The organism is Streptomyces cyaneochromogenes (assembly GCF_003963535.1).
Lineage (GTDB): Bacteria > Actinomycetota > Actinomycetes > Streptomycetales > Streptomycetaceae > Streptomyces > Streptomyces shaanxiensis.
In genome coordinates this window covers 7077223-7100322 of the sequence record NZ_CP034539.1, presented here as the reverse complement: position 1 = coordinate 7100322, position 23100 = coordinate 7077223, and the positions used below count along the sequence as shown (strand labels likewise).

Annotated in this window: 19 protein-coding genes; 3 read left to right on the top strand and 16 right to left on the bottom strand. The window is 70.6% G+C overall.

The window, feature by feature from the left end:
• Positions 1-36 precede the first annotated feature (36 nt).
• From ilvC to EJ357_RS32440, 5 genes are all read right to left on the bottom strand, one after another.
• The gene (gene ilvC, locus EJ357_RS32460; RefSeq protein WP_126395275.1) at positions 37-1035 is read right to left on the bottom strand and encodes a ketol-acid reductoisomerase; all 999 of its coding nucleotides are present in this window, start codon (positions 1033-1035) and stop codon (positions 37-39) included.
• A gap of 118 nt (positions 1036-1153) precedes the next feature.
• A complete protein-coding gene (gene ilvN, locus EJ357_RS32455) occupies positions 1154-1678 on the bottom strand; it encodes an acetolactate synthase small subunit (RefSeq protein ID WP_030051183.1) in 525 nt (174 codons plus the stop codon).
• Positions 1679-1700: 22 nt separating this feature from the next.
• Positions 1701-3557 (bottom strand): acetolactate synthase large subunit, encoded by a 1857-nt coding sequence (locus EJ357_RS32450; RefSeq protein ID WP_126395274.1) that lies wholly within the window; start codon positions 3555-3557, stop codon positions 1701-1703.
• A gap of 237 nt (positions 3558-3794) precedes the next feature.
• Positions 3795-6797: a putative bifunctional diguanylate cyclase/phosphodiesterase gene (locus tag EJ357_RS32445; protein ID WP_175647603.1), complete on the bottom strand. Its 3003-nt coding sequence runs from the start codon at positions 6795-6797 to the stop codon at positions 3795-3797.
• Between the two features lie 450 nt (positions 6798-7247).
• Positions 7248-8198, bottom strand: a complete 951-nt coding sequence (locus EJ357_RS32440) for a 2-hydroxyacid dehydrogenase (protein ID WP_175647602.1) — start codon at positions 8196-8198, stop codon at positions 7248-7250.
• A 76-nt stretch (positions 8199-8274) separates the two neighbouring features.
• Between EJ357_RS32440 and EJ357_RS32435 the strand changes: the two genes are divergently transcribed.
• Together EJ357_RS32435 and EJ357_RS32430 are read left to right on the top strand one after the other, a co-directional pair.
• Positions 8275-9273, top strand: coding sequence for an aldo/keto reductase (locus EJ357_RS32435; protein WP_126395272.1), 999 nt, complete (start codon positions 8275-8277; stop codon positions 9271-9273).
• A 166-nt stretch (positions 9274-9439) separates the two neighbouring features.
• Complete coding sequence (locus EJ357_RS32430) at positions 9440-10573, top strand: PQQ-dependent sugar dehydrogenase (RefSeq protein WP_228473216.1); 1134 nt, start codon at positions 9440-9442, stop codon at positions 10571-10573.
• A 7-nt stretch (positions 10574-10580) separates the two neighbouring features.
• Here the strand turns inward: EJ357_RS32430 and EJ357_RS32425 are convergent, their stop codons facing one another.
• The 7 genes from EJ357_RS32425 to EJ357_RS32395 all read right to left on the bottom strand — a co-directional run bounded on the left by EJ357_RS32425 (position 10581) and on the right by EJ357_RS32395 (position 18440).
• A complete protein-coding gene (locus EJ357_RS32425; RefSeq protein ID WP_126395270.1) occupies positions 10581-10781 on the bottom strand; it encodes a DUF6191 domain-containing protein in 201 nt (66 codons plus the stop codon).
• Between the two features lie 38 nt (positions 10782-10819).
• Positions 10820-13870 (bottom strand): helix-turn-helix transcriptional regulator, encoded by a 3051-nt coding sequence (locus EJ357_RS32420; protein WP_126395269.1) that lies wholly within the window; start codon positions 13868-13870, stop codon positions 10820-10822.
• A 188-nt stretch (positions 13871-14058) separates the two neighbouring features.
• Entirely contained in the window at positions 14059-14256 is a 198-nt protein-coding gene (locus EJ357_RS32415) for a hypothetical protein (RefSeq protein ID WP_126395268.1), read from the bottom strand.
• 209 nt (positions 14257-14465) lie between these two features.
• Positions 14466-15035, bottom strand: coding sequence for a hypothetical protein (locus EJ357_RS32410; protein ID WP_126395267.1), 570 nt, complete (start codon positions 15033-15035; stop codon positions 14466-14468).
• A gap of 35 nt (positions 15036-15070) precedes the next feature.
• Positions 15071-15646: a GNAT family N-acetyltransferase gene (locus EJ357_RS32405; protein WP_126395266.1), complete on the bottom strand. Its 576-nt coding sequence runs from the start codon at positions 15644-15646 to the stop codon at positions 15071-15073.
• Complete coding sequence (locus EJ357_RS32400) at positions 15624-17870, bottom strand: MMPL family transporter (protein WP_126395265.1); 2247 nt, start codon at positions 17868-17870, stop codon at positions 15624-15626. Before EJ357_RS32400 ends, EJ357_RS32405 begins: the two co-directional genes overlap by 23 nt.
• A 210-nt stretch (positions 17871-18080) precedes the next feature.
• On the bottom strand, positions 18081-18440 hold the full coding sequence (locus EJ357_RS32395) for a hypothetical protein (protein ID WP_126395264.1): 360 nt from the start codon (positions 18438-18440) through the stop codon (positions 18081-18083).
• Between the two features lie 188 nt (positions 18441-18628).
• Here EJ357_RS32395 and EJ357_RS32390 point away from each other — a divergent pair, with 188 nt between their 5' ends.
• A complete protein-coding gene (locus EJ357_RS32390) occupies positions 18629-19432 on the top strand; it encodes an SAM-dependent methyltransferase (protein WP_126395263.1) in 804 nt (267 codons plus the stop codon).
• Between the two features lie 85 nt (positions 19433-19517).
• Here the strand turns inward: EJ357_RS32390 and gatB are convergent, their stop codons facing one another.
• Genes gatB through gatC form a run of 4 tightly spaced genes read right to left on the bottom strand, consistent with a single transcriptional unit; the run spans position 19518 to position 23085 of the window.
• Complete coding sequence (gene gatB / locus EJ357_RS32385; RefSeq protein WP_126395261.1) at positions 19518-21032, bottom strand: Asp-tRNA(Asn)/Glu-tRNA(Gln) amidotransferase subunit GatB; 1515 nt, start codon at positions 21030-21032, stop codon at positions 19518-19520.
• Between the two features lie 15 nt (positions 21033-21047).
• A complete protein-coding gene (locus tag EJ357_RS32380) occupies positions 21048-21290 on the bottom strand; it encodes a hypothetical protein (RefSeq protein ID WP_126395259.1) in 243 nt (80 codons plus the stop codon).
• Positions 21287-22783, bottom strand: a complete 1497-nt coding sequence (gatA, locus tag EJ357_RS32375; RefSeq protein WP_126395257.1) for an Asp-tRNA(Asn)/Glu-tRNA(Gln) amidotransferase subunit GatA — start codon at positions 22781-22783, stop codon at positions 21287-21289. Before gatA ends, EJ357_RS32380 begins: the two co-directional genes overlap by 4 nt.
• A gap of 5 nt (positions 22784-22788) precedes the next feature.
• Entirely contained in the window at positions 22789-23085 is a 297-nt protein-coding gene (gatC, locus tag EJ357_RS32370; RefSeq protein ID WP_007384860.1) for an Asp-tRNA(Asn)/Glu-tRNA(Gln) amidotransferase subunit GatC, read from the bottom strand.
• Positions 23086-23100: the final 15 nt, after the last annotated feature.

The window sequence follows — 23100 nt, the reverse complement described above, 5'->3', positions numbered from 1 at the left end:
GCCGGAGCATCATGCTCCGGCCCCGTTGTCCGAGGCTTACGCCTCCTCGTTCACCCAGCTCATGAGCTTGCGCAGCTCCTTGCCGGTGGTCTCCAGCAGGTGCTCGGAGTCCTGCTGCTTGTACTCGTTGTACTTCTTCAGACCACCGTGGTACTCGTCCATCCAGGCCTGCGCGAAGGTGCCGTCCTGGATCTCGGCGAGGACCTTCTTCATCTCGGCCTTGGTGGCGTCGGTGATGATCCGCGGGCCGGTGACGTAGTCGCCCCACTCGGCGGTCTCGGAGATCGACCAGCGCATCTTCTCCAGGCCGCCCTCGTACATGAGGTCCACGATCAGCTTCAGCTCGTGCAGGCACTCGAAGTACGCGATCTCCGGCTGGTAGCCGGCCTCGGTCAGCGTCTCGAAACCGGCCTTGACCAGCGCGGCCGTACCACCGCAGAGGACGGCCTGCTCACCGAACAGGTCGGTCTCGGTCTCCTCGGTGAAGGTCGTCTTGATGACGCCGGCGCGGGTGCCGCCGATGCCCTTGGCGTACGACAGGGCCAGCGCGAAGGCGTTGCCGGTGGCGTCCTGCTCGACGGCGGCGATACACGGAACGCCGCGGCCCTCCTCGTACTGGCGGCGGACCAGGTGGCCCGGGCCCTTGGGGGCGACCATGCAGACGTCGACGCCGGCCGGGGGCTTGATGAAGCCGTAGCGGATGTTCAGGCCGTGACCGAAGAACAGCGCGTCGCCGTCCTTCAGGTTCGGGGCGATGTGCTCCTCGTAGACCTGGGCCTGGATCGGGTCCGGGACGAGGATCATGATGACGTCGGCCTCGGCGGCGGCCTCCGACGGGGTCACCACGCGCAGGCCCTGCTCCTCGGCCTTCGCCTTGGACTTGGAGCCCTCGTGCAGACCGACACGCACGTCGACACCCGAGTCACGGAGCGACAGCGCGTGGGCGTGGCCCTGGCTGCCGTAACCGATGACCGCGACCTTGCGGCCCTGGATGATGGACAGGTCGGCGTCGGCGTCGTAGAACAGCTCGGCCACTTTGGGTTCTCTCCTTGTGTGCAGGTGTTGCGTCCCACCGTATGACGGGGGGCGGAAGTGAAGTTGCGGGGTCTCGGTATACGGGCGGCCGGTGTCCCCCGGCCGCCCGTATCCATCGTTACGCCGACCGGTCCAGCGCGCGCAGCGAGCGGTCCGTGATCGAACGCGCGCCGCGTCCGATCGCGATCGTGCCGGACTGGACGAGTTCCTTGATGCCGAACGGCTCCAGCATCTTCAGCATCGCCTCCAGCTTGTCGCTGGAGCCGGTGGCCTCGATGGTGACGGCCTCCGGGGAGACGTCGACGGTCTTGGCGCGGAACAGCTGGACGATCTCGATGATCTGGGAGCGGGTCTCGTTGTCGGCCCGCACCTTCACCAGAACGAGTTCGCGCTGAACGGCCGAACCGGGCTCCAGCTCGACGATCTTCAGCACGTTGACGAGCTTGTTGAGCTGCTTCGTCACCTGCTCCAGCGGCAGGTCGGCGACGCTCACCACGATGGTGATGCGGGAGATGTCGGGGTGCTCGGTGACACCGACCGCGAGCGAGTCGATGTTGAAGCCGCGACGGGAGAACAGGGCGGCGATCCGGGCGAGGATGCCCGGGGTGTTCTCCACCAGGACGGAGAGCGTGTGCTTGGACATGGTCTTTTTACGTCTCTCTCGCTCAGTCGTCTTCGTTGTCGCCGAAGTCGGGGCGGACGTCCCGGGCGGCCATGATCTCGTCGTTGGAGGTGCCGGCGGCGACCATCGGCCACACCATCGCGTCCTCGTGGACGATGAAGTCGATGACGACGGGGCGGTCGTTGATGGAGTTCGCCTCTTCGATGACCTTGTCGAGGTCCTCCGGCGACTCGCAGCGGATCGCGTAGCAGCCCATGGCCTCCGACAGCTTCACGAAGTCGGGGACGCGGGTGCCGGCGCTCGGCTGCTTGCCGTCGGCCTCGGGGCCGGAGTGCAGCACGGTGTTGGAGTAGCGCTGGTTGTAGAAGAGGGTCTGCCACTGGCGGACCATCCCGAGGGCGCCGTTGTTGATGATGGCGACCTTGATCGGGATGTTGTTCAGGGCGCAGGTGGTGAGTTCCTGATTGGTCATCTGGAAGCAGCCGTCGCCGTCGATCGCCCAGACGGTCTGGGCCGGGGCTCCGGCCTTGGCGCCCATCGCGGCCGGGACCGCGTAGCCCATCGTCCCCGCGCCGCCGGAGTTCAGCCAGGTGGCGGGCTTCTCGTACTGGACGAAGTGCGCGGCCCACATCTGGTGCTGGCCGACGCCCGCCGCGAAGATCGTGCCCTCCGGGGCGAGTTGGCCGATCCGCTCGATGACCTGCTGCGGGGACAGGGAGCCGTCCTCGGGCTGGTCGTAGCCGAGCGGGTAGGTCTCGCGCCAGCGGCTGAGGTCCTTCCACCAGGCGGAGTAGTCGCCCTGGTGGCCTTCGGCGTGCTCCTTCTGGACGGCCTGGACCAGGTCGGCGATGACCTCGCGGGCGTCCCCGACGATCGGCACGTCGGCGGCGCGGTTCTTGCCGATCTCGGCCGGGTCGATGTCGGCGTGGACGATCTTGGCGTACGGGGCGAAGCTGTCCAGCTTGCCGGTGACGCGGTCGTCGAAGCGGGCTCCGAGGGCGACGATCAGGTCGGCCTTCTGCAGCGCGGTGACGGCGGTGACCGCACCGTGCATGCCCGGCATTCCCACGTGCAGCGGGTGGCTGTCGGGGAATGCGCCGAGCGCCATCAGGGTGGTGGTGACGGGCGCTCCGGTGAGTTCGGCGAGGACCTTCAGCTCGGCGGTGGCGCCGGCCTTGATGACACCGCCGCCGACGTAGAGCACAGGCCGCTTGGCGGCGGTGATCAGCTTGGCGGCCTCGCGGATCTGCTTGGCGTGCGGCTTGGTGACGGGCCGGTAGCCGGGCAGGTCCATGGTGGGCGGCCAGGAGAACGTGGTCCGCGCCTGGAGGGCGTCCTTGGCGATGTCGACCAGGACCGGGCCCGGGCGGCCGGTGGCGGCGATGTGGAACGCCTGCGCGACCACCCGCGGGATGTCCTCGGCCTTGGTGACCAGGAAGTTGTGCTTGGTGATCGGCATGGTGATGCCGACGATGTCCGCCTCCTGGAAGGCGTCCGTGCCGATCGCCTTGGAGGCCACCTGCCCGGTGATCGCCACGAGCGGCACCGAGTCCATGTGGGCGTCCGCGATCGGCGTGACCAGGTTGGTGGCGCCGGGGCCGGAGGTCGCCATACAGACGCCGACCTTTCCGGTGGCCTGCGCATAGCCGGTGGCGGCGTGTCCGGCGCCCTGCTCGTGGCGGACCAGGACGTGGCGCACCCGGGTGGAGTCCATCAGCGGGTCGTACGCAGGCAGGATCGCACCGCCGGGAATGCCGAATACCGTGTCGGCGCCGACCTCCTCGAGCGAACGGATGAGGGACTGCGCACCCGTGACGTGCTCGGGGGCGGACTGCTGTCCTCCGGATCGGGGCCGCGGCTGCGGATTATGGGCCCCGGTGGCCTGCTCGGTCATCGGCATTCTCTTCTCGATGCTGAGGGTTTTTGCGAGGTTTGGGCGGAGTTTCGATGCTGCACGACTGGCGCCTGTGCAACAAAAAACCCCTCGTGCCATAAGGCAAGCGAGGGGAGCGCGCCGGGTGTGGTCGCTGGGAGTTCCGGGTCCGTCCGGACGTCACCAGCTTCAGCCGACGCGCTTTCCAAGTACGAGGATTCGGGTGCGCATGGCACTGACCCTCCCCCCGGCACACACTCACTGTCAAGTGGGTGGGACGGGAGTCTCATTATGTGAGCGAAGGGCACTTCCGCCTCCCAGAACGGCGGGCACACCACTGGTGTACACCCCCGAACCGCCCCCCGCGAACGCGGGCTCCGCCGGTCCGTTCGGAACCGGATAATGGCCGGAACTGAGCGCTCTGCGCAGCCGGTACTCGTCCAGCGGCCCGGAGAACGCCATGCCCTGCCCGTGCGTGCATCCCATCGCGCGCAACGCGACGACCTGCTCCGGCAGGTCCACGCCGTCGGCCACGGACTGCAGCCCGAGGTCGCCGGCGATCCGCAGCAGCCCACTGGTGATCTTGTGCAGCCGCGCGGACTCGACGACTCCCTCGACCAGGCCGCGGTCGAGTTTGAGGACGTCGACGGGAAGACGGCGCAGGGCTGTGATCGCCCCGTACCCGCTGCCGAAGCCGTCCAGGGCGACCCGGACACCGAGTCTGCGCAGGCCGCTGAGGCGGCGCTCCAGCTCGTCCAGCGAGACACGGGGGTCCAGATCCGACAGTTCGATGAGCAGCGACCCGGACGGCAGCCCGTGCCGGGTCAGCAGCGCCTCGATCGAGCCGAGCGGCATCGACCGGTCCAGCAGCCGGCGGGCGCCCATCCGTACGGCGACGGGTACGGCGAGTCCGGTCGCGGTGCGCTCGGCGGCCTGCTCGACGGCCTCCTCCAGCATCCAGCGGCCCAGCTCCGCGGTCTTGTCGCTGTCCTCGGCCACCCGCAGGAACTCGGCGGGCGTGAACAGCACCCCTTGCGAGGACCGCCAGCGCGCCTGGGCGGCGACCGACATGATCCGGCCGTCCTGCAGACACACCACCGGCTGGTGCAGCAGCGCGAACTCGCCGTCGTGCAGCGCGGCACGCAGACGCGTGGCGAGCTCCGCCTTGCGTACGACGTCCTGCTGCATCTGCGGCTTGTACAGCTCGACGCGGCCCTTGCCGCCCGCCTTGGCCCGGTACATGGCCAGGTCGGCGTTGCGCAGCAGCTCGCCCGCGCCGAGGCCCGGCTCGGCGAAGGCGACGCCGATGGAGGCGTTCACCCGGACATCGTTGCCGTCGATGAGGTAGGGCTGTGACAGCGTCACCCTGAGGCGGTCGGCGAGCTCCAGGATGTGGCGTTCGCGGGCGGTGCGGTCGCGGGTGTTGTCCCCGACGATCAGTGCCGCGAACTCGTCGCCGCCCAGCCGGGACGCGGTGTCCCCGCGCCGGACCGTGTCCTGGAGTCTGCGGGCGGCCTGGACGAGCAGTTCGTCCCCGGCCTGGTGTCCGATCGTGTCGTTGACGCCCTTGAAGCCGTCGAGGTCGATGAAGAGGACGGCCGTGTTGCGCAGGGCGAGGCCCCGGTCGGTGGCTCGGCGGCCGGACAGCGCCTGCTGGACGCGCCGGGTGAACAGCGCGCGGTTGGGCAGGTCGGTGAGCGGGTCGTGCTCGGCGTTGTGCTGGAGCTGCGCCTGCAGGCGCACTCTTTCGGTCACGTCCCGGCTGTTGAAGATGAGGCCGCCGTGGTGCCGGTTGACGGTCGACTCGACGTTGAGCCAGCCGTCCTCACCGGACCGGAAGCGGCATTCGATGCGCGTAGTGGGTTCCTCAAGTGGGCTGGCGGCGAGGAAGCGGCGCACCTCGTGCACCACGCAGCCCAGATCCTCCGGGTGGATGAGATTGGCCAGTTCCGTACCCACGAGCTCCTCTGCGGAGCGGCCGTAGACCCCGGCGGCGGCCGGGGAGACGTACCGGAGCATGCCGTTGGTCGCGGCGATCATGATGACGTCGCTGGAGCCCTGCACCAGGGAGCGGAAGTGGTTCTCCTTCTGCGCCAGTTCCTGGGTGAGGGTGATGTTGTCGAGCAGCATGATGCCCTGGCGCACCACGAGGGCGAGGACGACCGTGCCCCCGGTGATGAGCACGACGCGGTCGACGCTGCGGCCGTTGAGGACGTTGTAGAGGATCCCCAGCGTGCAGACGGCGGCCGCGAGGTACGGCGTGAGCGCGGCCAGGGAGCCGGCGATCGGCCGGGTGACCGGGTACCGGGTGTGTTCTCCCTGAGGGGGTGTGTGGTGGTGGCTTCCGCCGCGCTGTCCGGGCACGTGCTCGTGCACCACGCGCGTGTGCCCCGTGTGATGCCGGTCGGCCTCCTCGTGCCCGCGTCGGGGCGTGGCCCACGGGGCGTACGCCAGGAGCAGCGAGCCGGCGAACCAGCCCGCGTCGAGCAGCTGGCCGGAGCGGTAGCTGTTGTGCAGCAGCGGCGAGGTGAACAGGGCGTCGCACATCACGGTCAGGGCGAGCGCGCCGATCGCGGTGTTGACCGCGGTGCGGTTCGCCGAGGAGCGGCGGAAGTGCAGCGCGAGCACCATGCTGACCAGGGCGATGTCGAGCAGGGGGTAGGCCAGCGACAGCGCGGTGTGCGCGACGCTCGAGCCTTCGGACTTGGCCGCCTGGGCGAGCGCGAGGCTCCAGGCCAGCGTCAGCAGCGAGCCGCCGATCAGCCAGGCGTCCAGCCCGAGGCAGACCCAGCCGGCCTTGGTCAGCGGCCGCTTGGCGAGCACCAGGAGGCCCACGATGGCGGGCGGCGCGAAGCACAGGAAGAACCCGTCGGCGTACGAGGGGCTGGGCACGGGCCGCTCCAGGACGACCTCGTACCACCCCCAGACCAGGTTGCCGAGGGCGGCCATCGCCGAGGAGAGGGCGAACAGCAGCCAGGCGGGTCGAAAGCGGATACGGCTGCTACGGGCGTAGCGGAAGCAGGACACGGCTGCTGCGCCGGCCGCGGCCGCCAGCCCGAAGTCGCCCATGATCAGGGCGAGTTGACCCGATCCCCAGCCGAGCGCGGAACCGACGGCGTATCCCGCGCACACCAGGGCCAGAACGACTTGCGGGAGCAGTCCCGAACCGCCGTCGGAGGACGACAGACGGGGCAGCATCGCGCCCGACGAAGGCCGCGCCCGCAGCACCGAGTCGAGAGTGGTCGTGGAGGTCGGCGGCGGGCTCACCAGGTCCTCCCGGTCCGCGCCGATCCGGGGTCCCGAGTGTCCCGGGGCGCCGGCTGCGCATGCCGCCTGCGGCTGCCGTGCCGGCGGTGGTGATGGCCGTGATGACAGCCGGGGCCGCCATGGTGACCGCGTCTGCGTGCGGCCGTGCTCCAGGGTCGCCGGCGGCGGCCCCGCCGCGTCGGATCGCTCGTCCATAGGCCGTGCATCGCCCGTCGCCCCCCTCACAAATCTGAAATGTCCATCCCCGGCGCCGAACGGTGCGGCGCAACCCCTGTCGGGACGATACACCAGTCTCGTCACTCAGGGACATAGTGCCTCTACGCTCCGTGACGACCAGCGCATATGCGAGCACGGACCGCTTCCACAGGGTTGCGGAGGGTACTCGAACCGGATGAAGAGGCTGTTGCACGCGGCGTGCGAGGCACCCGCGCGATGCTCGGCCCGTGGGCATCACTCGCGCGTCTCGCCCGTCGTAAGGATCACGTTGCGCAGGGGCTCCCGGTTCACGTAACGACGCAACTGGTCCACCAGCAGCCGCTTGGCGCGCGGCAGGAACGCCGACGTCGGCCCGCCCACATGCGGGCTGATCAGCACGCCCGGCGCACGCCACAGTGGGTGTTCGCGCGGCAGTGGTTCGGGGTCGGTGACGTCCAGGGCTGCGGTGACGCGCCCGGTCTCCAGCTCGGCGAGCAGCGCCTTGGTGTCGACCACCGCTCCTCGGGCGACGTTGACCAGCAGCGCGCCGTCCTTCATGCGGGCGAGGAAGTCGGCGTCGACCAGGTGCCGGGTGGCCTCCGTCAGGGGCGTGGACAGGATGACGACGTCTGCTTCCGGGAGCAGAGCGGGCAGTTCGGTGAGTGGATGCACAGGTCCGCGCGCCGTGGTGCGCTCAGAGCGCGCGACGCGCGCCACCCGCGCGAGTTCAAAAGGTGCGAGCCGGTCCTCGATCGCGGCGCCGATCGAGCCGTATCCCACGATGAGGACGTTCTTGTCGGCCAGCGCGGGCCGGAACCCGCCGAGCCACTCCCCCTTGTCCTGCGCCCGCACGAAGTCGGGAATGCCGCGCAGTGAGGCGAGGATCAGGGTGAGGGTGAGTTCACCGGTGCTCGCCTCGTGCACCCCGCGCGCGTTGCACAGCCGCACGCCCGGCCGCAGGTGCTTGAGACCCGGCTCCACGTGGTCGGTGCCCGCGGAGAGCGTCTGCACGACCTCCACGGAACTCATCTCCGGCAGGGGACGCTGTCCGAGCGCCGGCGGCTTCATGTACGGGACGACGTAGAAGACGCACTCGGCCGGGTCGGCGGGGAAGTCCTCGGCCCCGTCCCAGAAGCGGTAGTTGGGGCCCTCGGGGAGACCCTCGATCTCGTCCGGCGGGACGGGGAGCCACACGTCAGCAGTCATGCTCAGGAGGCTATGTCAGGCGAACAGGAGTGCAGAGGTTAGGTTGGGGTGCCGGAAGAGGGAGGGTTACGGCCAGGTGGAGCGCAGGACGATCGGCGCGGCGGCACTCGCGGTGGGAGCCGTCGGGCTCGGGTGCATGCCGATGAGCTGGGCCTACAGCTCGTCGCGGCAGCGGGGCGAGGAGTCGGTCAGGGCGGTGCACCGGGCGCTCGATCTGGGCTCGACGCTGCTGGACACGGCCGACATGTACGGCCCGTTCACCAACGAGCTGCTGGTGGGACGGGTGTTGAAGGAGCGCCGCCAGGACGCGTTCGTCTCGACGAAGGTCGGTCTGCTGGTCGGCGAGCAGCACATCGTGGCCAACGGCCGCCCCGGCTATGTGAAACGGGCCTGCGACGCCTCTCTGCGCCGCCTGCAGACGGACGTCATCGACCTCTACCAACTGCATCGCGCGGACCCCGAAGTCCCCGTCGAGGAGACGTGGGGCGCGATGGCGGAGCTCGTCCAGGCCGGAAAGGTACGGGCGTTGGGGCTGTGCGCGGTGGGTGCGCGCGGTGGCCGTCGCTCCGGGACGCGCCTGCACGACGGGACGATCAGGCAGTTGCAGCGGGTGCAGCAGGTCTTCCCGGTGAGCGCCGTGCAGGCGGAGCTGTCGGTGTGGTCACCGGAGGCGCTGGAGACGCTGCTGCCGTGGTGCGAGGCGCGCGGCGTCGGCTTCCTGTCGGCCATGCCCCTGGGCAACGGCTTCCTGACCGGCACCCTGACGCCCGGCCAGGGCTTCGAACCGGACGACGTCCGCGCCCGGCACCCGCGCTTCACCGCGGAGATGATGGCGGCGAACCAGCCGATAGTCGTCGTCCTGCGCCGGATCGCGGCCCGCCACGGGGACGGGGTCACGCCCGCGCAGGTGGCGCTGGCGTGGGTGCTGGCGCAGGGGCGGCACGTGGTCGCCGTGCCCGGGGCCAAGCAGGAGCGCTGGGTGACGGAGAACGCGGGGGCGCAGGGGTTGCGGCTGACCGCGGAGGACCTGGCCGAGGTGGCGGAGCTGCCGGGGGCGCGGGGATCCTGGGACTGACGCCGCGAGGATTCCGGGGCTCCGGGGCGGAAACCGGCCGGAGCCGGGCGGCGCTGATTCAAGGTTCATGGATCGGGAACCTCTGAGGCGCGAGCGGTGTAAGAAAAGTAGAACCCGCCGCGTCGAAGGGACCTTGATCGTGCAACGTCGAGCTGTGACGGCCGTGATGGCCGCGGCCGCACTCCTGCTGACGGCCGGCTGCTCCTCCGACGACGGGGGATCACCGGGCGGGGGCAAGAGCGGGACATCCAGCAATGCGGACCCGGGATCGTCACCCACCCGGAAGGCTGCCGAGACCCCGCCGGCGCAGGGCTCGGTCAAGGTGGTGCGCACCGTCGCCGAGGGCCTGGACACCCCCTGGGGCCTGGCCCCGCTCCCCGACGGCGACCTGCTCGTCTCCTCCCGCGACGACGCCACGATCACCCGGGTCGACGGTGAGACGGGCAAGAAGACCGAGCTGGGCGAGGTACCGGGGGTGTCACCGGCGGGCGAGGGCGGCCTGATGGGCCTGGCGCTGTCGCCGGACTACGCCTCGGACCACATGGTCTACGCGTACTTCACCTCGGCCTCCGACAACCGCATCGTGCGCATGCTCTACGACGAGCAGCGGCCGTCCGGCGATCAACTGGGCGCGCCCGACACGATCTTCAAGGGCATCCCCAAGGGCTATATCCACAATGGCGGCCGCATCGCCTTCGGCCCGGACAAGATGCTGTACGCGGGCACGGGCGAGAGCGGTGACACCGGGCTGTCCCAGAAAAAGGACTCCACGGGCGGCAAGATCCTGCGCCTGACTCCGGAAGGCGAACCGGCCCCCGGCAATCCCTTCCCCGACTCCGCCGTGTACTCGTACGGCCACCGCAATGTGCAGGGCCTGGCCTGGGACTCCCAACAGCGTCTGTTCGCCGCCGAGTTCGGCCAGGACACCTGGGACGAGCTGAACGCGATCAAGCCGGGCGGCAACTACGGCTGGCCGGAGGTCGAGGGCAAGTCGGACGACTCCGCGTACCACAATCCACTCGCCCAGTGGGGCACCGACGACGCCTCCCCCAGCGGCATCGCCTACGCCGAGGGCTCCGTCTGGATGGCCGGTCTCAAGGGCCAGCGCCTGTGGCGCGTCCCGCTGAACGGCACGGAGGCCTCGGCGGACCCGCAGGCGTTCCTGGAGGGCGAGTACGGCCGTCTGCGCACGGTCGTCCCGGCGGGCGGCGACAAGCTGTGGCTGACGACGAGCAACACCGACGGACGGGGCAGCCCCAAGGACGGCGACGACCGGATTCTGGAGGTGCAGGTGAGCTGAGAGCCCCTCACTCCTCCCCGTCCGCCTCCGCTCCCTCCGCCGACGGCTCGGGCTGCCGGCGGACGACCACCTTCCCGGACGCGAGATCTATCGGCCCTCGGCCGGGGTCGTTGTCCCCGACGTCCTCGCGGGTCAGTTCCAGACGGTTCTGCTCGTCGCGGGTGTGCTTGCGGCCGGGGGCGAAGAGTTCTTCGAAGGCGTTGAACACGCAACCTCCCTAGGCCTACGTCCCTTACAGCGTATACCTCAGCTTCTCGTTCCGGATGTGACCGTTTCTGCCGAGAACAACCCCAGCCGATGCGCCATCGCGGCGGCTTCGCCCCTCCCGGAGACGCCCAGCTTCCCCAGAATGTTCGACACGTGGACGCTGGCCGTCTTCGGGGAGATGAAGAGTTCCTCGGCGATCTGGCGGTTGGTCCGGCCGGCCGAGACCAGACGCAGGACGTCCCGTTCCCGGGTGGTGAGGCCGAGGGAGTCGGCAGGGTCGGTCGGGGGCGGGGCTGCCGTCAGGGAGAGGCGGGCTCGCTGGGCCAGGTGGGCCGTGGCGTCGGCGAGGGGGCGGGCTCCCAGGTGGGTGGCGGTGGCCCGGGCCAGGCGGAGCAGTTCCGTGGCGCGGGCGCGCTCGTCGTCGCCGCCGATCGCGAGCAGGGCCTCGGCGAGGCGGTGGCGGACCTGGGCCAGGTCGTGGGGGCGTTCCAGGGCCTCGAAGGCGGTGACCACGTCCGACCAGGTGTCGGGGGTGGCCCGGCTCTCGGCGCGGTCGAGTTCGGCTCGGGTCCACTTGTCGTAGGCCAGCCACAGAGGTGCGCCCGTGGTGAGCTTGCGGACGGCCTCGAAGAGCCGTTTTAGGAAGGCGGCTCGGCCCTCCTGCGCGGCGGGCGGTGCGGGGGCGCGGGCGTCGGACTCGGCGAGGGCGGCGGCCAGCAGCAGCGGCCAGGCGTAGCGCTGGGTGCCGGGCGGGAAGCCGGCGCTCAGGGCCCGGTCGGCCTCGGCGCGCGCGTCGAGGACACGGCCCTCGGCGGCGGCGGTGCCGATGGTGACGTAGGCCATCGGCAGGTTGTTCTGCGGCATGGGGTCATGAGTGCCGTAGGAGGCGCGGGCGGCGGCGAGATGGTGGGCGGCCTCGGCGACCTCGCCGCGGGCGAGCGCAAGGTGGGCGAGCCAGTTGGAGCCGCCGCCGCGCGGCTTGGCCGACTGTCCGGTGCGCTGGGCGTTGACCGCGGCCTCGGCGGCCTCCTCCCAACGGCCCAGGGAGAACAGTGATTCGGCGAGGTTGGCCCAGATCCAGGCCTCGGAGTCGCGCAGGCCCATGTTCTGGGTCAGTCGCAGGCCCTCGCGCAACAGGGCCACCGCTTCCTCGGAGCGGCCGATGCCTTCCAGGGCGGACGGCAGGTTCACATGGCTGCGCCCGACCACGGCTGTGAGGCCGCGCGCCACCGCCTCGTCCCTGACCTCGTACATCTCGGCCAGGCCGGCCTCGATCTGGCCGGCGTCGACCATGAGTCCGCCGAGTGTGAGGCGCGCGTTGAACTCGATGTCCTCGGCGCCGACCATGCGCGCGTACTCGACGGCCCGCTCGGCGGCCGTCATGGCGTCGGGGCCGGGGTCGTGCAGCATCGACCAGTTGGCGGCGGCGGCAAGGACCTCGGCGTGCACCTCGGACGGCGGCAGTCCGCGCACCAGTTGCTGCGCAGTGGCCAGTTCCTTCCAGCCGTCGCCGCGGGCCTGGGCCTGGACCAGTCGGGAACGCTGGACCCAGAACCACGCGGCGCGCAGCGGATCGCCCTCCTCCTCCAGGAGGTGCAGGGCCCGCTTGGTGATCTTCAGGGCGCGTTCGCGCTCTCCGCAGAGCCGTCCGGCGACGGCGGCCTCGGCCATCAGGTCGAGGTAGCGCAGGGGTGTGGTGGCGGGGTCGCAGCCGCAGGGCGGATAGACCTCGGTGTAGTCGACGGGGCGCAGCGTGGCCCGTACGTCCTCGGGGGCGGAGTCCCACAGCTCCATCGCGCGTTCCAGCAGCCGCAGTTGCTCGGAGTGGGCGTGCCGGCGGCGGGCGGTGACGGAGGCGTCCAGGACGGCGGGCAGGGCCTTGGCCGGGTCGTGGGCGTGGTACCAGTAGCTCGCCAGCCGCATGACCCGCTCGTCGGCCGGGACGAGTGTCGGGTCGGCCTCCAGGGCTTCGGCGTAGCGGCGGTTGAGGCGGGAGCGCTCACCGGGCAGCAGGTCGTCGCCGACGGCCTCGCGGACCAGGGAGTGCCGGAAGCGGTAGCCGTCACCGCCTGGTGCGGCGATGAGGATGTTGGCGTTGACGGCGGCCCGCAGTGCCTCGATGAGGTCGTCCTCGGCGAGCCGGGCGACGGCGGCGAGCAGCCGGTACTCGACGGTGGAGCCGCCCTCGGCGACGATCCGGGCGACCCGCTGGGCGCTCTCGGGCAGCCTCTCGACGCGGACCAGGAGCAGGTCGCGCAGGGAGTCGGTGAGGCCGGAGCAGGAGTCCTCATGGGTGGCGACGGCGAGTTCCTCGACGAAGAAGGCGTTGCCGTCGGAGCGTTCGAAGATCTCGTCGACCTGGGCGGGGTCGGGTTCGGTGGCGAGGATGCCGGCGATCTGGCGGCCGACCTCGGCGCGGTTGAAGCGGCCGAGTTCGATACGGCGGACCGTGCGCAGCCGGTCGAGTTCGGCGAGGAGGGGGCGCAGCGGGTGGCGGCGGTGGATGTCGTCGGAGCGGTAGGTGGCCAGGACGACGAGGCGGCCGGTGCGCAGGGTGCGGAACAGGTAGGAGAGGAGGTGGCGGGTGGAGGCGTCGGCCCAGTGCAGGTCCTCCAGGGCGACGACGACGGTGCGGTCGGCTGCGACGCGCTCCAGGAGGCGGGCGGTGAGTTCGAAGAGGCGGGCCATGCCCTCCTCGTCGGACCGGTCCGCTCCTCGGGAGGGCGGCGCCTCGCCCAACTCGGGCAGCAGCCGGGCCAGTTCCTCCTCCTGGCCGGCGGCCGCGGCGGCGAGTTCCTCGGGCAGGTCGCGGCGCAGGGCGCGCAGCGCGGTGGAGAACGGGGCGAACGGCAGGCCGTCGGCGCCGATCTCGACACAGCCGCCCAGCACGACGACGGCGCCCTCGCGGGCGGCGGCGCCGGCGAACTCCTCGACGAGGCGGGTCTTGCCGACCCCGGCTTCTCCTCCGATCACCAACGCCTGGGGCTCTCCCCCGGAGGCATGGGCGAGGGCGTCGTGCAGCGTCTCCAACTCGGCTGCGCGACCGACGAACACGGGGCTGACGGACCGGCTCTCCACGGGGGCGAGCATCGCACGCGGTGCGGGAAGCAGGGCAACGGTTTTCGCCGGGCTCGGCGTCGGTGCTGCCGTCTGCTGGGGGCTGACGCCCCCAGACCCCCGCTTCGGCCCTGGCAGGGCCTCGTCCTCAGACCCCGGACGGGCCGACTGTGCCCGGGCCGACGCGCAGGAGCCACCGTCGACTCTCGTCTCCCCGGTTTTCACGCGGCATGCGGATGCTGGTGCCTGCGACGGCGTGAGGTATGCGCCTCCTTCTCTCTCACCCCCTCACCGGAGCGTTCCGCCGCCTCGCGGCGTGCCGCCCTGCGGACGCGGGCGGCCTCGCGGGCCAGCCGCTCCTGCTCGGCCCGGCGGATCAGTTCGGCGGCACGGAGGTGGTGGAGTTCAAACTCGTACATGGCAGGTCCCCCTGGCTTTTCCTGGTGAGGATCGGATCTCGGCGTCGCTTTCAGCGATGCCTCAACCTTCGTCTCCCAGGGGGGTCCGCCACATCGGGAGAGTTCCGCATCTTCGGCGGTGGGCGGGGCCTTAGACACGCGTAAGGGGCCTCAGAGCGCCGTCCGAAGTGCTTACGGCGGCCCTGAGGCCCCTCAGGGCCTGCGGTGAGTCAGCCTGCCGAGGGCAGGCCGAGCAACGCGTCGGTGTACTTGAGCACGGCCAGCAGCAGGCCGATGACGCCGAGCATGACGCCGCCCCAGGCGACCGACTTGATCCACGGGGCCTGCGGCTTGCCGGGCGCGCCGAACGCCGGACGGGCGAGCACGACGACGCCGACGATCAGCGCGGCGAGCGCGAAGAGGCCGGCCCACAGGGCGGAGGTCTGCCAGGCGTCGCCGTAGACCTCCTTGATCTGCTTGGCGACGCTCGCGTTCGAAGCGGTCTCCAGCTGGCCGACGAGGGTCTCGCGGGCGGCGGCGACCGTACCGATCCAGCCGCCGGTCAGGGAGACGAGGCCGAGCGCCGCGGAGACGATCGCGCCCGCGCCCTGGCCCACGCCGGAGGGGCCCTCTTCCGTGGCCTCGGCGGTCACCTCGTCCCCGGCCCCGGCCTCGTCGTTCTCCGTGACCTCGTCGGAGGCAGTGGCGTCGGTCGTCTTGGTGACGTCCACCTTCTCCTCGTCGGTCTTCGCCTCGGTGCCCGTGTCGGCCCCGGTCTCGTCCACTGTCTTCGTTCCCATGCCTCGCACCGTACGGACGCTGTCTGAGAGCTTTCTTAATGATCCTTGTGAGCGGCACGCGCGCGTGCCTCACGCCAGTCGGGGGCCAGGATCGACCACACCTCGAGGTCGTGCCGCACCCCACGATAGGGGTAGCTCTCCCGGCGCACTCCTTCGCGGGTCATTCCGAGCCGCCGGGCGACATTGAGGCTCGGCGTGTTCCCGGCGGCCGCGATCCACTCGACGCGGTGGATGCCGCGCCCCTCGATCGCGAAGTCGATGAGGACGCGCATCGCGCGCGTGACGAGCCCGCGCCCGGTGCCGGCGGGCTCCAGCCAGCAGCCGACCTCGCAGTTGGCGTTCTCGGCGTCGAAGTTGAGGAAGAGCACCCCGCCCACCAGCTTTCCCTCCAGCCACAGGCCGTGCAGGGATCCGGTGTCGGCGGCGCGCATGTCGGCGTACCGCTGGAGCGTCTCGCGCGCGGAGTCCACGTCGACGGCCTTGGAGCCGAACGGGACGTACTGGTTGATGAACTCCCTCCCCCGCTCCAGGTGCGCGAAGAACTCCTCCGCGTGCCACGGCTCCAGGGGGCGCAGTTCGGCTCCGTCGTCACCCAGCGATATCGCGTACATCCCGCTGTCGCTCCTCCTCCGCCAGCACGTCCGCCACCTCGGCGTCCGTCGCGGCGGCCAGCCTCTCATGGGCGGCACGGGACTCGGGCGGCTCGATGCTGATGCGGGGCAGGCGCTTGTCGAGCCAGCGGGGAAGCCACCAGTTGGCGCCGCCGAGCATGTGCATCAGGGCGGGGACGAGGAGGGTGCGGAGCACGAAGGCGTCCAGGGCCACCGCGGCGGCGAGGGCGATGCCGAACATGGCGATCACGCGGTCGCCGCTGAGGACGAAGGCGAGGAAGACCGAGATCATGATGACCGCGGCGGAGTTGATCACCCGGCCCGTCTCGGCGAGGCCGATCCTGACGGCCCGCCGGTTGTCGCCGGTCTCCAGCCACTCCTCGTACATCCGGCTGACCAGGAAGACCTGGTAGTCCATGGAGAGGCCGAACAGCACGGACACCATGATGACCGGGAGGAAGGGCTCGATCGGGCCCGCGCGGCCGAGGCCCAGCAGCTCGCTCCCCCAGCCCCACTGGAAGATCGCGACGACGACCCCGAAGGCGGCCGCGACGGCGGCGACGTTCATCGCGGCGGCCTTCAGGGGGATGCCGACGGACCGGAAGGCGAGCAGGAGCAGCAGACAGCCCAGGCCGATGACGACCCCGACGAACAGCGGCAGCTTGCCGACGATGACGTCGGCGAAGTCGTCGTAGCCGGCCGTCATGCCGCCGACGTGCACATCGAGCGAGGTGCCGGTCTCGGCGCGGGGCAGGACCTCGGAGCGCAGCCGGTCGACGAGGTCGCTGGTCTGCCGCGACTGCGGGGAGGACTCCGGTACGACGGTGAGGTACGCGGTGTCGCCGCCGCTGTTGTACGTCACCGGGGTCACCGCCGCGACGCCCTCGGTGGCGCGCAGGGTCGCGTCGAGGTTGTCGAGGGCGAGCTTGTCGTCGCCGCCGTCGACGTTGGTGACCAGGGTGAGCGGGCCGTTCACGCCGGGTCCGAAGCCGTCGGCGAGGAGGTCGTAGGCCTGGCGGGTGGTGGAGGTCTCCGGGTTGTTGCCCTGGTCGGAGGTGCCCAGGCGCAGGCCGAGGGTGGGCAGGGCGAGGACCGTGATGACGGCCAGGGCGATCGTGCCGAGCGCCTTGGGGTGGCGCTCCACGAAGGCCGACCAGCGGGCGGCGAACCCGGCCGGCAGCTCGGGCTCGGGGCCGTGTTCGGTCAGCCGGCGCCGCTCGCGGCGGCTGAGGGCGCGCATGCCGATGAAGGACAGCAGGGCGGGCAGCAGGGTCACGGAGGCGGCGACCGTCAGAACCACGGTGAGCGACGCGGCTATCGCGACGCCATTGAGGAAGCTCAGCCGCAGGATGAGCATCCCGAGCAGGGCTATGCACACGGTCGCGCCCGCGAACACCACCGCACGTCCGGTGGTCGCCACGGCGTTCGTGATCGCCTCGGGGACGGAGAGCCCGCGTTTGAGTCCGCGCCGGTGCCGGGTGACGATGAACAGCGCGTAGTCGATGCCGACGCCGAGCCCGACGAGCATGCCGAGCATGGGCGCGAAGTCGGCGACGGTCATGGCGTGCCCGAGCAGCGCGATCCCGGCGTACGCGGTGCCGACACTCACCAGCGCGGTGGCGATGGGCAGCAGCGAGGCGGCGAGCGAGCCGAAGGCCAGGAACAGCACGACAGCCGCCACGGCCACCCCGACGATCTCGGCGATGTGCCCGCCCGGCGCCTCGGTGAGCCCGACGGCGCTGCCGCCCAGCTCCACCTGGAGCCCGTCGGCCTCGGCGGCCTTGGCCGCGTTCACGACGGCCCGTGCCTCGCCCTCGTCGAGGTTCTCGGCGCTGTCGTCGAAGGTGACGGTGGCGTACGCCGTGTCTCCGTCCTCGCTGATCTGGGCGGCGCCCTGCTTGCCGTACGGGCTGGCGACGGCCGCGACACCCGGCAGCTCCGCGATCTCGTCCAGGGTGGCGGTCATGGTCTGCTCGACGTCGGCGGCGCGGACGCTGCCGGACGTGGTGTGCCAGACAACGGTGTCACTGTCGCCGCCGAGGCCGGGGAAGCCGTCCTCGAGGAGCTGGGTGGCGCGGCCGGACTCGGTGCCCGGGACGTGGTAGTCGTTCGAGTACGCGGTACCCGTGACGGCGGCGGCCGCGCTCACCCCGCCGAAGGCGAGCAGCCAGAGCAGTACGGCGACGAGGCGGCGCTGGACACACCAGCGTGCAAGAGCTGCCACGAACGAGCTCCCGGGGCGATTTGTGGATCTTTGACCGGGATAAGTCGTTCATGAAGTGAACAGCCCGCAAAGAACGCATGAGCGATGTGAAGCAAACTCTCGCAGGCGACGGAGATCGTTTGCCGCGTTCGTGGGTTTATTCACAGGAATGCGAGACAGATCACAGGACAGTAACGGTCACTGTGTCGTTCTCGCGTGACGCCTCTCACCTCAGTCGAACTGGTCGCCCATCGCCATCACCATCACTCCCGCGACGAGCAGCCACAGCGCCCGCCGGGTGCGCCCCCGCGAGCCGAGGAACGCGGCGAGTGCGCAGACGGCGGCACCGAAGGCGTAGGCGGCCGGCACGAGGGCCGGGGCGGAACCTGTCGCACGGAGGGCCGAGGCGGCAAGCCCCGCAAGGGCGAGGAGCACCCCGGTCCCGGCCGCCGTCCAGCGGGCCCGCCGCGCCACCTGCGCCGGATCCTCGGCGTCCACCAGGTCTTCGTCGCGCTCGTCCTCCGGCGTCTCGGACCGCTCCTCCTGCTCCTCCCGCGTCTCGGATATCTCGGAATCACCGCGTCCACTCATGGCGGGCGAGCGTAGCGCGTCGCGCTGGGAAACCGGATGCGGGTCCGAAGGGCGGGCTGCTAGCTTCCGGAGGTCAGCCGTTCCCGCGGCACATCGCCGCCGACCTGGGCAGGTGCATTGTTTGAGCGTCCGGCCGAGCTCCTCCGTATCCCTCTCCGCCTTCCAGGACTCAAGGAGCCCCTTCACCGATGCCGGACATCACCCCGAGGACCTCGAATGAGGACCTCGCCGAGCGGCTGACCCACGCCCGCTACCCGCGCAGCAACAACTACGACCCCCGCTGGGTCGTCGAGAACCAGATGGGCCCCAACGCGCTCTGGCTGCTGGAGTGGCTGGCCCCCGCCCTCGGCCTGGACGCCCTGCGGCCCTGCGCACGCGTCCTCGACCTGGGCTGCGGCCGGGCCATGACCTCCGTCTTCCTGGCCAGGGAGTACGACGCCCAGGTCACCGCCGCCGACCTGTGGATCAAGCCCGACGACAACGCACGGCGCATCGCCGAGGCCGGCTTCGCCGACCGTGTGCTGCCCGTACACGCCGAGGCGCACGACCTGCCGTTCGCCGAGGGCGGCTTCGACACGATCGTGAGCATCGACGCGTACCAGTACTTCGGCACGAACGATCTCTATCTGCCCACGCTCACCCGTCTGTTGAAGCCGGGCGGGCGGATCGGCGTCGTCGTACCGGCGCTGCGGGAGGAACCGGACGGCATCGAGCCGCCGGAGCATCTCAAGCCGTGGTGGGAGCCGGACTTCTGGTGCTTCCACTCCGCCGACTGGTGGCGACGGCACTGGACACGCAGTGGCGCCGTCGAGGTCGAAGCGGCCGACTGGCTGGACGACGGCTGGCGGGACTGGCTGCTGTGGTGCGACGTGATCGCCGAGGAGAGCCCCGAGGAGTTCCATCGCACGATGGCCCGCCGGGTCGGCGAGATGGTGCGGCTGGACGAGGGCCGTGCACTGGGCTTCGTACGGCTCGTAGGACGCCGTATCTGAGCCTGTGGCCGTCGCGTCCGAGAATGCGCCGAGGGGGATGCATCGCCGTTGACGCATCCCCCTCGGGGTTCGCTACCGCAAGGTGTCAGCCCTCGCTGACGCCCAGCTTCTCCAGGATCAGCTCCTTGACGCGCGCGGCGTCGGCCTGACCACGGGTCGCCTTCATGACCGCGCCGACCAGGGCGCCGGCCGCGGCCACCTTGCCGCCGCGGATCTTGTCCGCGATGCCCGGGTTGCCGGCGATGGCCTCCTCGACGGCGGTGGTGAGGGCGCCCTCGTCGGAGACGACCTTCAGACCGCGCTTGTCGACGACCTCGTCCGGGGTGCCCTCGCCCGCGAGAACGCCCTCGATGACCTGGCGGGCCAGCTTGTCGTTCAGGTCACCCTTCGAGACCAGCTCGGTGACCCGGGCGACCTGCGCCGGGGTGATGGACAGCTCGTCCAGCGACTTGCCCGACTCGTTGGCGCTGCGCGCCAGTTCGCCCATCCACCACTTGCGGGCAGAGGCCGCGTCGGCACCGGCGTCGATCGTGGCGACGATCGGCTCCAGCGCACCGGCGTTGAGGATCGCCTGCATGTCGGTGGCCGAGATGCCCCACTCCGCGAGGAGCCGGGTACGGCGGGCCAGCGGCAGCTCGGGGAGCGCGGCGCGGATCTCCTCGACCCACTCGCGCGAGGGGGCCACCGGCACCAGGTCCGGCTCGGGGAAGTACCGGTAGTCCTCGGCCTCCTCCTTCACGCGGCCCGAGGTCGTCGACCCCGTGTCCTCGTGGAAGTGCCGGGTCTCCTGAATGATCGTCCCGCCGCTGCTCAGCACGGCCGCGTGCCGCTGGATCTCGAAGCGGGCCGCACGCTCCACGGAACGCAGCGAGTTCACGTTCTTCGTCTCGGAGCGCGTACCGAACTTCTCGGTGCCGTGCGGGCGCAGCGACAGGTTCACGTCGCAGCGCATCTGGCCCATCTCCATGCGGGCTTCCGACACGCCGAGCGCCTTGATGAGCTCGCGCAGCTCACGGACGTACGCCTTCGCCACCTCGGGAGCACGCACGCCCGCGCCCTCGACCGGCTTGGTGACGATCTCGATGAGCGGGATGCCGGCGCGGTTGTAGTCGAGCAGCGAGTGCGAGGCACCGTGGATACGGCCCGTCGCGCCGCCGACGTGCGTCGACTTGCCGGTGTCCTCCTCCATGTGGGCGCGCTCGATCTCCACGCGGAAGGTCTCACCGTCCTCCAGCTGGACGTCGAGGTAGCCGTTGAAGGCGATCGGCTCGTCGTACTGGGAGGTCTGGAAGTTCTTCGGCATGTCCGGATAGAAGTAGTTCTTCCGGGCGAAGCGGCACCACTCGGCGATCTCGCAGTTCAGCGCGAGACCGATCTTGATCGCCGACTCGACGCCGGTCGCGTTGACGACCGGGAGCGCGCCGGGCAGGCCGAGGCAGACGGGGCAGGTCTGCGTGTTGGCGTCCTGACCGAGCTCGGTCGAACAGCCGCAGAACATCTTGGTCTTGGTGCCGAGTTCGACATGGACCTCGAGGCCCATGACGGGGTCGTACGACGCGAGTGCGTCCTCGTACGACACCAGGTCGGTCGTGGTGGTCACGGTGAAACTTCCCTCTCAGCCCAGCAGGACGTCGTCGTCGCCCAGCCGCTTCAGCTCGCGGTAGAGGATGGCGAGGCCGGTGACAATGGCGGCGGCGGACACCGCGGCGTCGACGAGCCGCAGCGTGTCGCTCTCCAGGCGGGCCTTCTTGGCCTGCTTGGCGACGTTGACCGCACCGAACGCGGTGGTGGCCATGGACAGGTACAGACCGGACTTGGACTTCTTGAAGCCCTTGGCCTTGGACAGTGCCTTACTCACAGCGACGGAGCCTCCTCGAGCAGCGGGTGCCCCCACCTTTCCACGAAGGCGGCCTCGACGGCGGCGCCGACCTTGTACAGACGGTCGTCCTTCAACGCCGGGGCGATGATCTGCAGGCCGACCGGGAGGTTGTCCTCCGGAGCCAGACCGCAGGGCAGCGACATGGCCGCGTTGCCCGCGAGGTTCGTCGGGATGGTGCAGAGGTCGGCGAGGTACATCGCCATCGGGTCGTCGGCGCGCTCGCCGATCGCGAAGGCGGTGGTCGGCGTCGTCGGGGAGACGATCACGTCGACCTGCTCGAAGGCCTTCTCGAAGTCGCGGGTGATGAGCGTACGGACCTTCTGCGCGGAGCCGTAGTACGCGTCGTAGTACCCGCTCGACAGGGCGTACGTGCCGAGCATGATGCGGCGCTTGACCTCGGGGCCGAAGCCCGCCTCACGGGTGATCGACGTGACCGCCTCGGCGGAGTTCGTGCCGTCGTCGCCGCTCCGCAGGCCGTAGCGCAGGCCGTCGAAGCGGGCGAGGTTGGACGAACACTCGGAGGGCGCGATCAGGTAGTACGCCGACAGCGCGAGGTCGAAGGACGGGCAGTCCAGCTCGACGATCTCGGCGCCCAGGTCCTTGAGCAGCGCCACGGACTCGTCGAAGCGCTGGATGACGCCGGCCTGGTAGCCCTCGCCGCGGAACTGCTTGACGACGCCGACGCGCATGCCCTCGACGCTGCCGTTGCGGGCGGCCTCGACGACCGGCGGGACGGGCGCGTCGATCGACGTCGAGTCGAGCGGGTCGTGTCCGGCGATGACCTCGTGCAGGAGCGCCGCGTCCAGGACCGTACGGGCGCAGGGGCCGCCCTGGTCGAGGGAGGACGAGAAGGCGACCATGCCGTACCGCGAGACGGCGCCGTACGTCGGCTTCACGCCGACCGTGCCGGTGACGGCGGCCGGCTGGCGGATGGAGCCGCCGGTGTCGGTGCCGATGGCGAGGGGTGCCTGGAAGGAGGCGAGCGCGGCGGACGAGCCACCGCCGGAGCCGCCGGGGATCTTGGTGAGGTCCCAGGGGTTGCCGGTCGGCCCGTAGGCGCTGTTCTCCGTCGACGACCCCATGGCGAACTCGTCCATGTTGGTCTTGCCGAGGATGACGACGTCGGCGGCCTTCAGCTTCTTGGTGAGGGTCGCGTCGTACGGCGGGAGCCAGCCCTCGAGGATCTTCGAACCGACGGTCGTCGGAATGCCCTCGGTGGTGAAGATGTCCTTGAGCGCGAGGGGGACACCGGCCAGCGGACCGAGCTTCTCCCCCTTGGCCCGCTTCTCGTCGACGGCACGGGCCTGGGCGAGAGCGCCCTCGCGGTCGACGTGCAGGAAGGCGTGCACCTTCTCGTCGACGGCCTCGATGCGGGCGAGGTGGGCCTCGGTGACCTGCACGGCCGTGAGTTCACCGGAAGCGATCTTCGCGGCGGTCTCGGCGGCCGTGAGCTTGATGATGTTGTCCGTCATGGCGGTTAGTCCTCCCCCAGGATCTGCGGCACCTTGAAACGCTGCTGCTCCTGGGCCGGGGCGCCGGAGAGCGCCTGCTCGGGGGTGAGCGACGGACGGACCTCGTCCGCGCGCATGACGTTCGTCAGCGGGAGCGGGTGCGAGGTCGGCGGCACGTCTTGGTCGGCGACCTCACTGACGCGTGCGACCGCGCCGATGATGTCGTCCAGCTGTCCCGCGAAGTGCTCGAGCTCTTCGGGCTTCAGCTCCAGACGCGCCAGCCGGGCGAGGTGGGCGACCTCCTCGCGCGTGATGCCAGGCATGCAGCGATCCTCTGG

What these genes read in the sequence shown, in the direction of transcription:
- ilvN (WP_030051183.1), bottom strand. Translation starts at nt 1,678, where the DNA reads ATGTCCAAGCACACGCTCTCCGTCCTGGTGGAGAACACCCCGGGCATC.
- EJ357_RS32450 (WP_126395274.1), bottom strand. Translation starts at nt 3,557, where the DNA reads ATGCCGATGACCGAGCAGGCCACCGGGGCCCATAATCCGCAGCCGCGG.
- EJ357_RS32440 (WP_175647602.1), bottom strand. Translation starts at nt 8,198, where the DNA reads ATGACTGCTGACGTGTGGCTCCCCGTCCCGCCGGACGAGATCGAGGGT.
- EJ357_RS32430 (WP_228473216.1), top strand. Translation starts at nt 9,440, where the DNA reads ATGGCCGCGGCCGCACTCCTGCTGACGGCCGGCTGCTCCTCCGACGAC.
- EJ357_RS32420 (WP_126395269.1), bottom strand. Translation starts at nt 13,870, where the DNA reads ATGCTCGCCCCCGTGGAGAGCCGGTCCGTCAGCCCCGTGTTCGTCGGT.
- EJ357_RS32415 (WP_126395268.1), bottom strand. Translation starts at nt 14,256, where the DNA reads ATGTACGAGTTTGAACTCCACCACCTCCGTGCCGCCGAACTGATCCGC.
- EJ357_RS32410 (WP_126395267.1), bottom strand. Translation starts at nt 15,035, where the DNA reads ATGGGAACGAAGACAGTGGACGAGACCGGGGCCGACACGGGCACCGAG.
- EJ357_RS32405 (WP_126395266.1), bottom strand. Translation starts at nt 15,646, where the DNA reads ATGTACGCGATATCGCTGGGTGACGACGGAGCCGAACTGCGCCCCCTG.
- EJ357_RS32395 (WP_126395264.1), bottom strand. Translation starts at nt 18,440, where the DNA reads ATGAGTGGACGCGGTGATTCCGAGATATCCGAGACGCGGGAGGAGCAG.
- EJ357_RS32390 (WP_126395263.1), top strand. Translation starts at nt 18,629, where the DNA reads ATGCCGGACATCACCCCGAGGACCTCGAATGAGGACCTCGCCGAGCGG.
- gatA (WP_126395257.1), bottom strand. Translation starts at nt 22,783, where the DNA reads ATGACGGACAACATCATCAAGCTCACGGCCGCCGAGACCGCCGCGAAG.
- gatC (WP_007384860.1), bottom strand. Translation starts at nt 23,085, where the DNA reads ATGCCTGGCATCACGCGCGAGGAGGTCGCCCACCTCGCCCGGCTGGCG.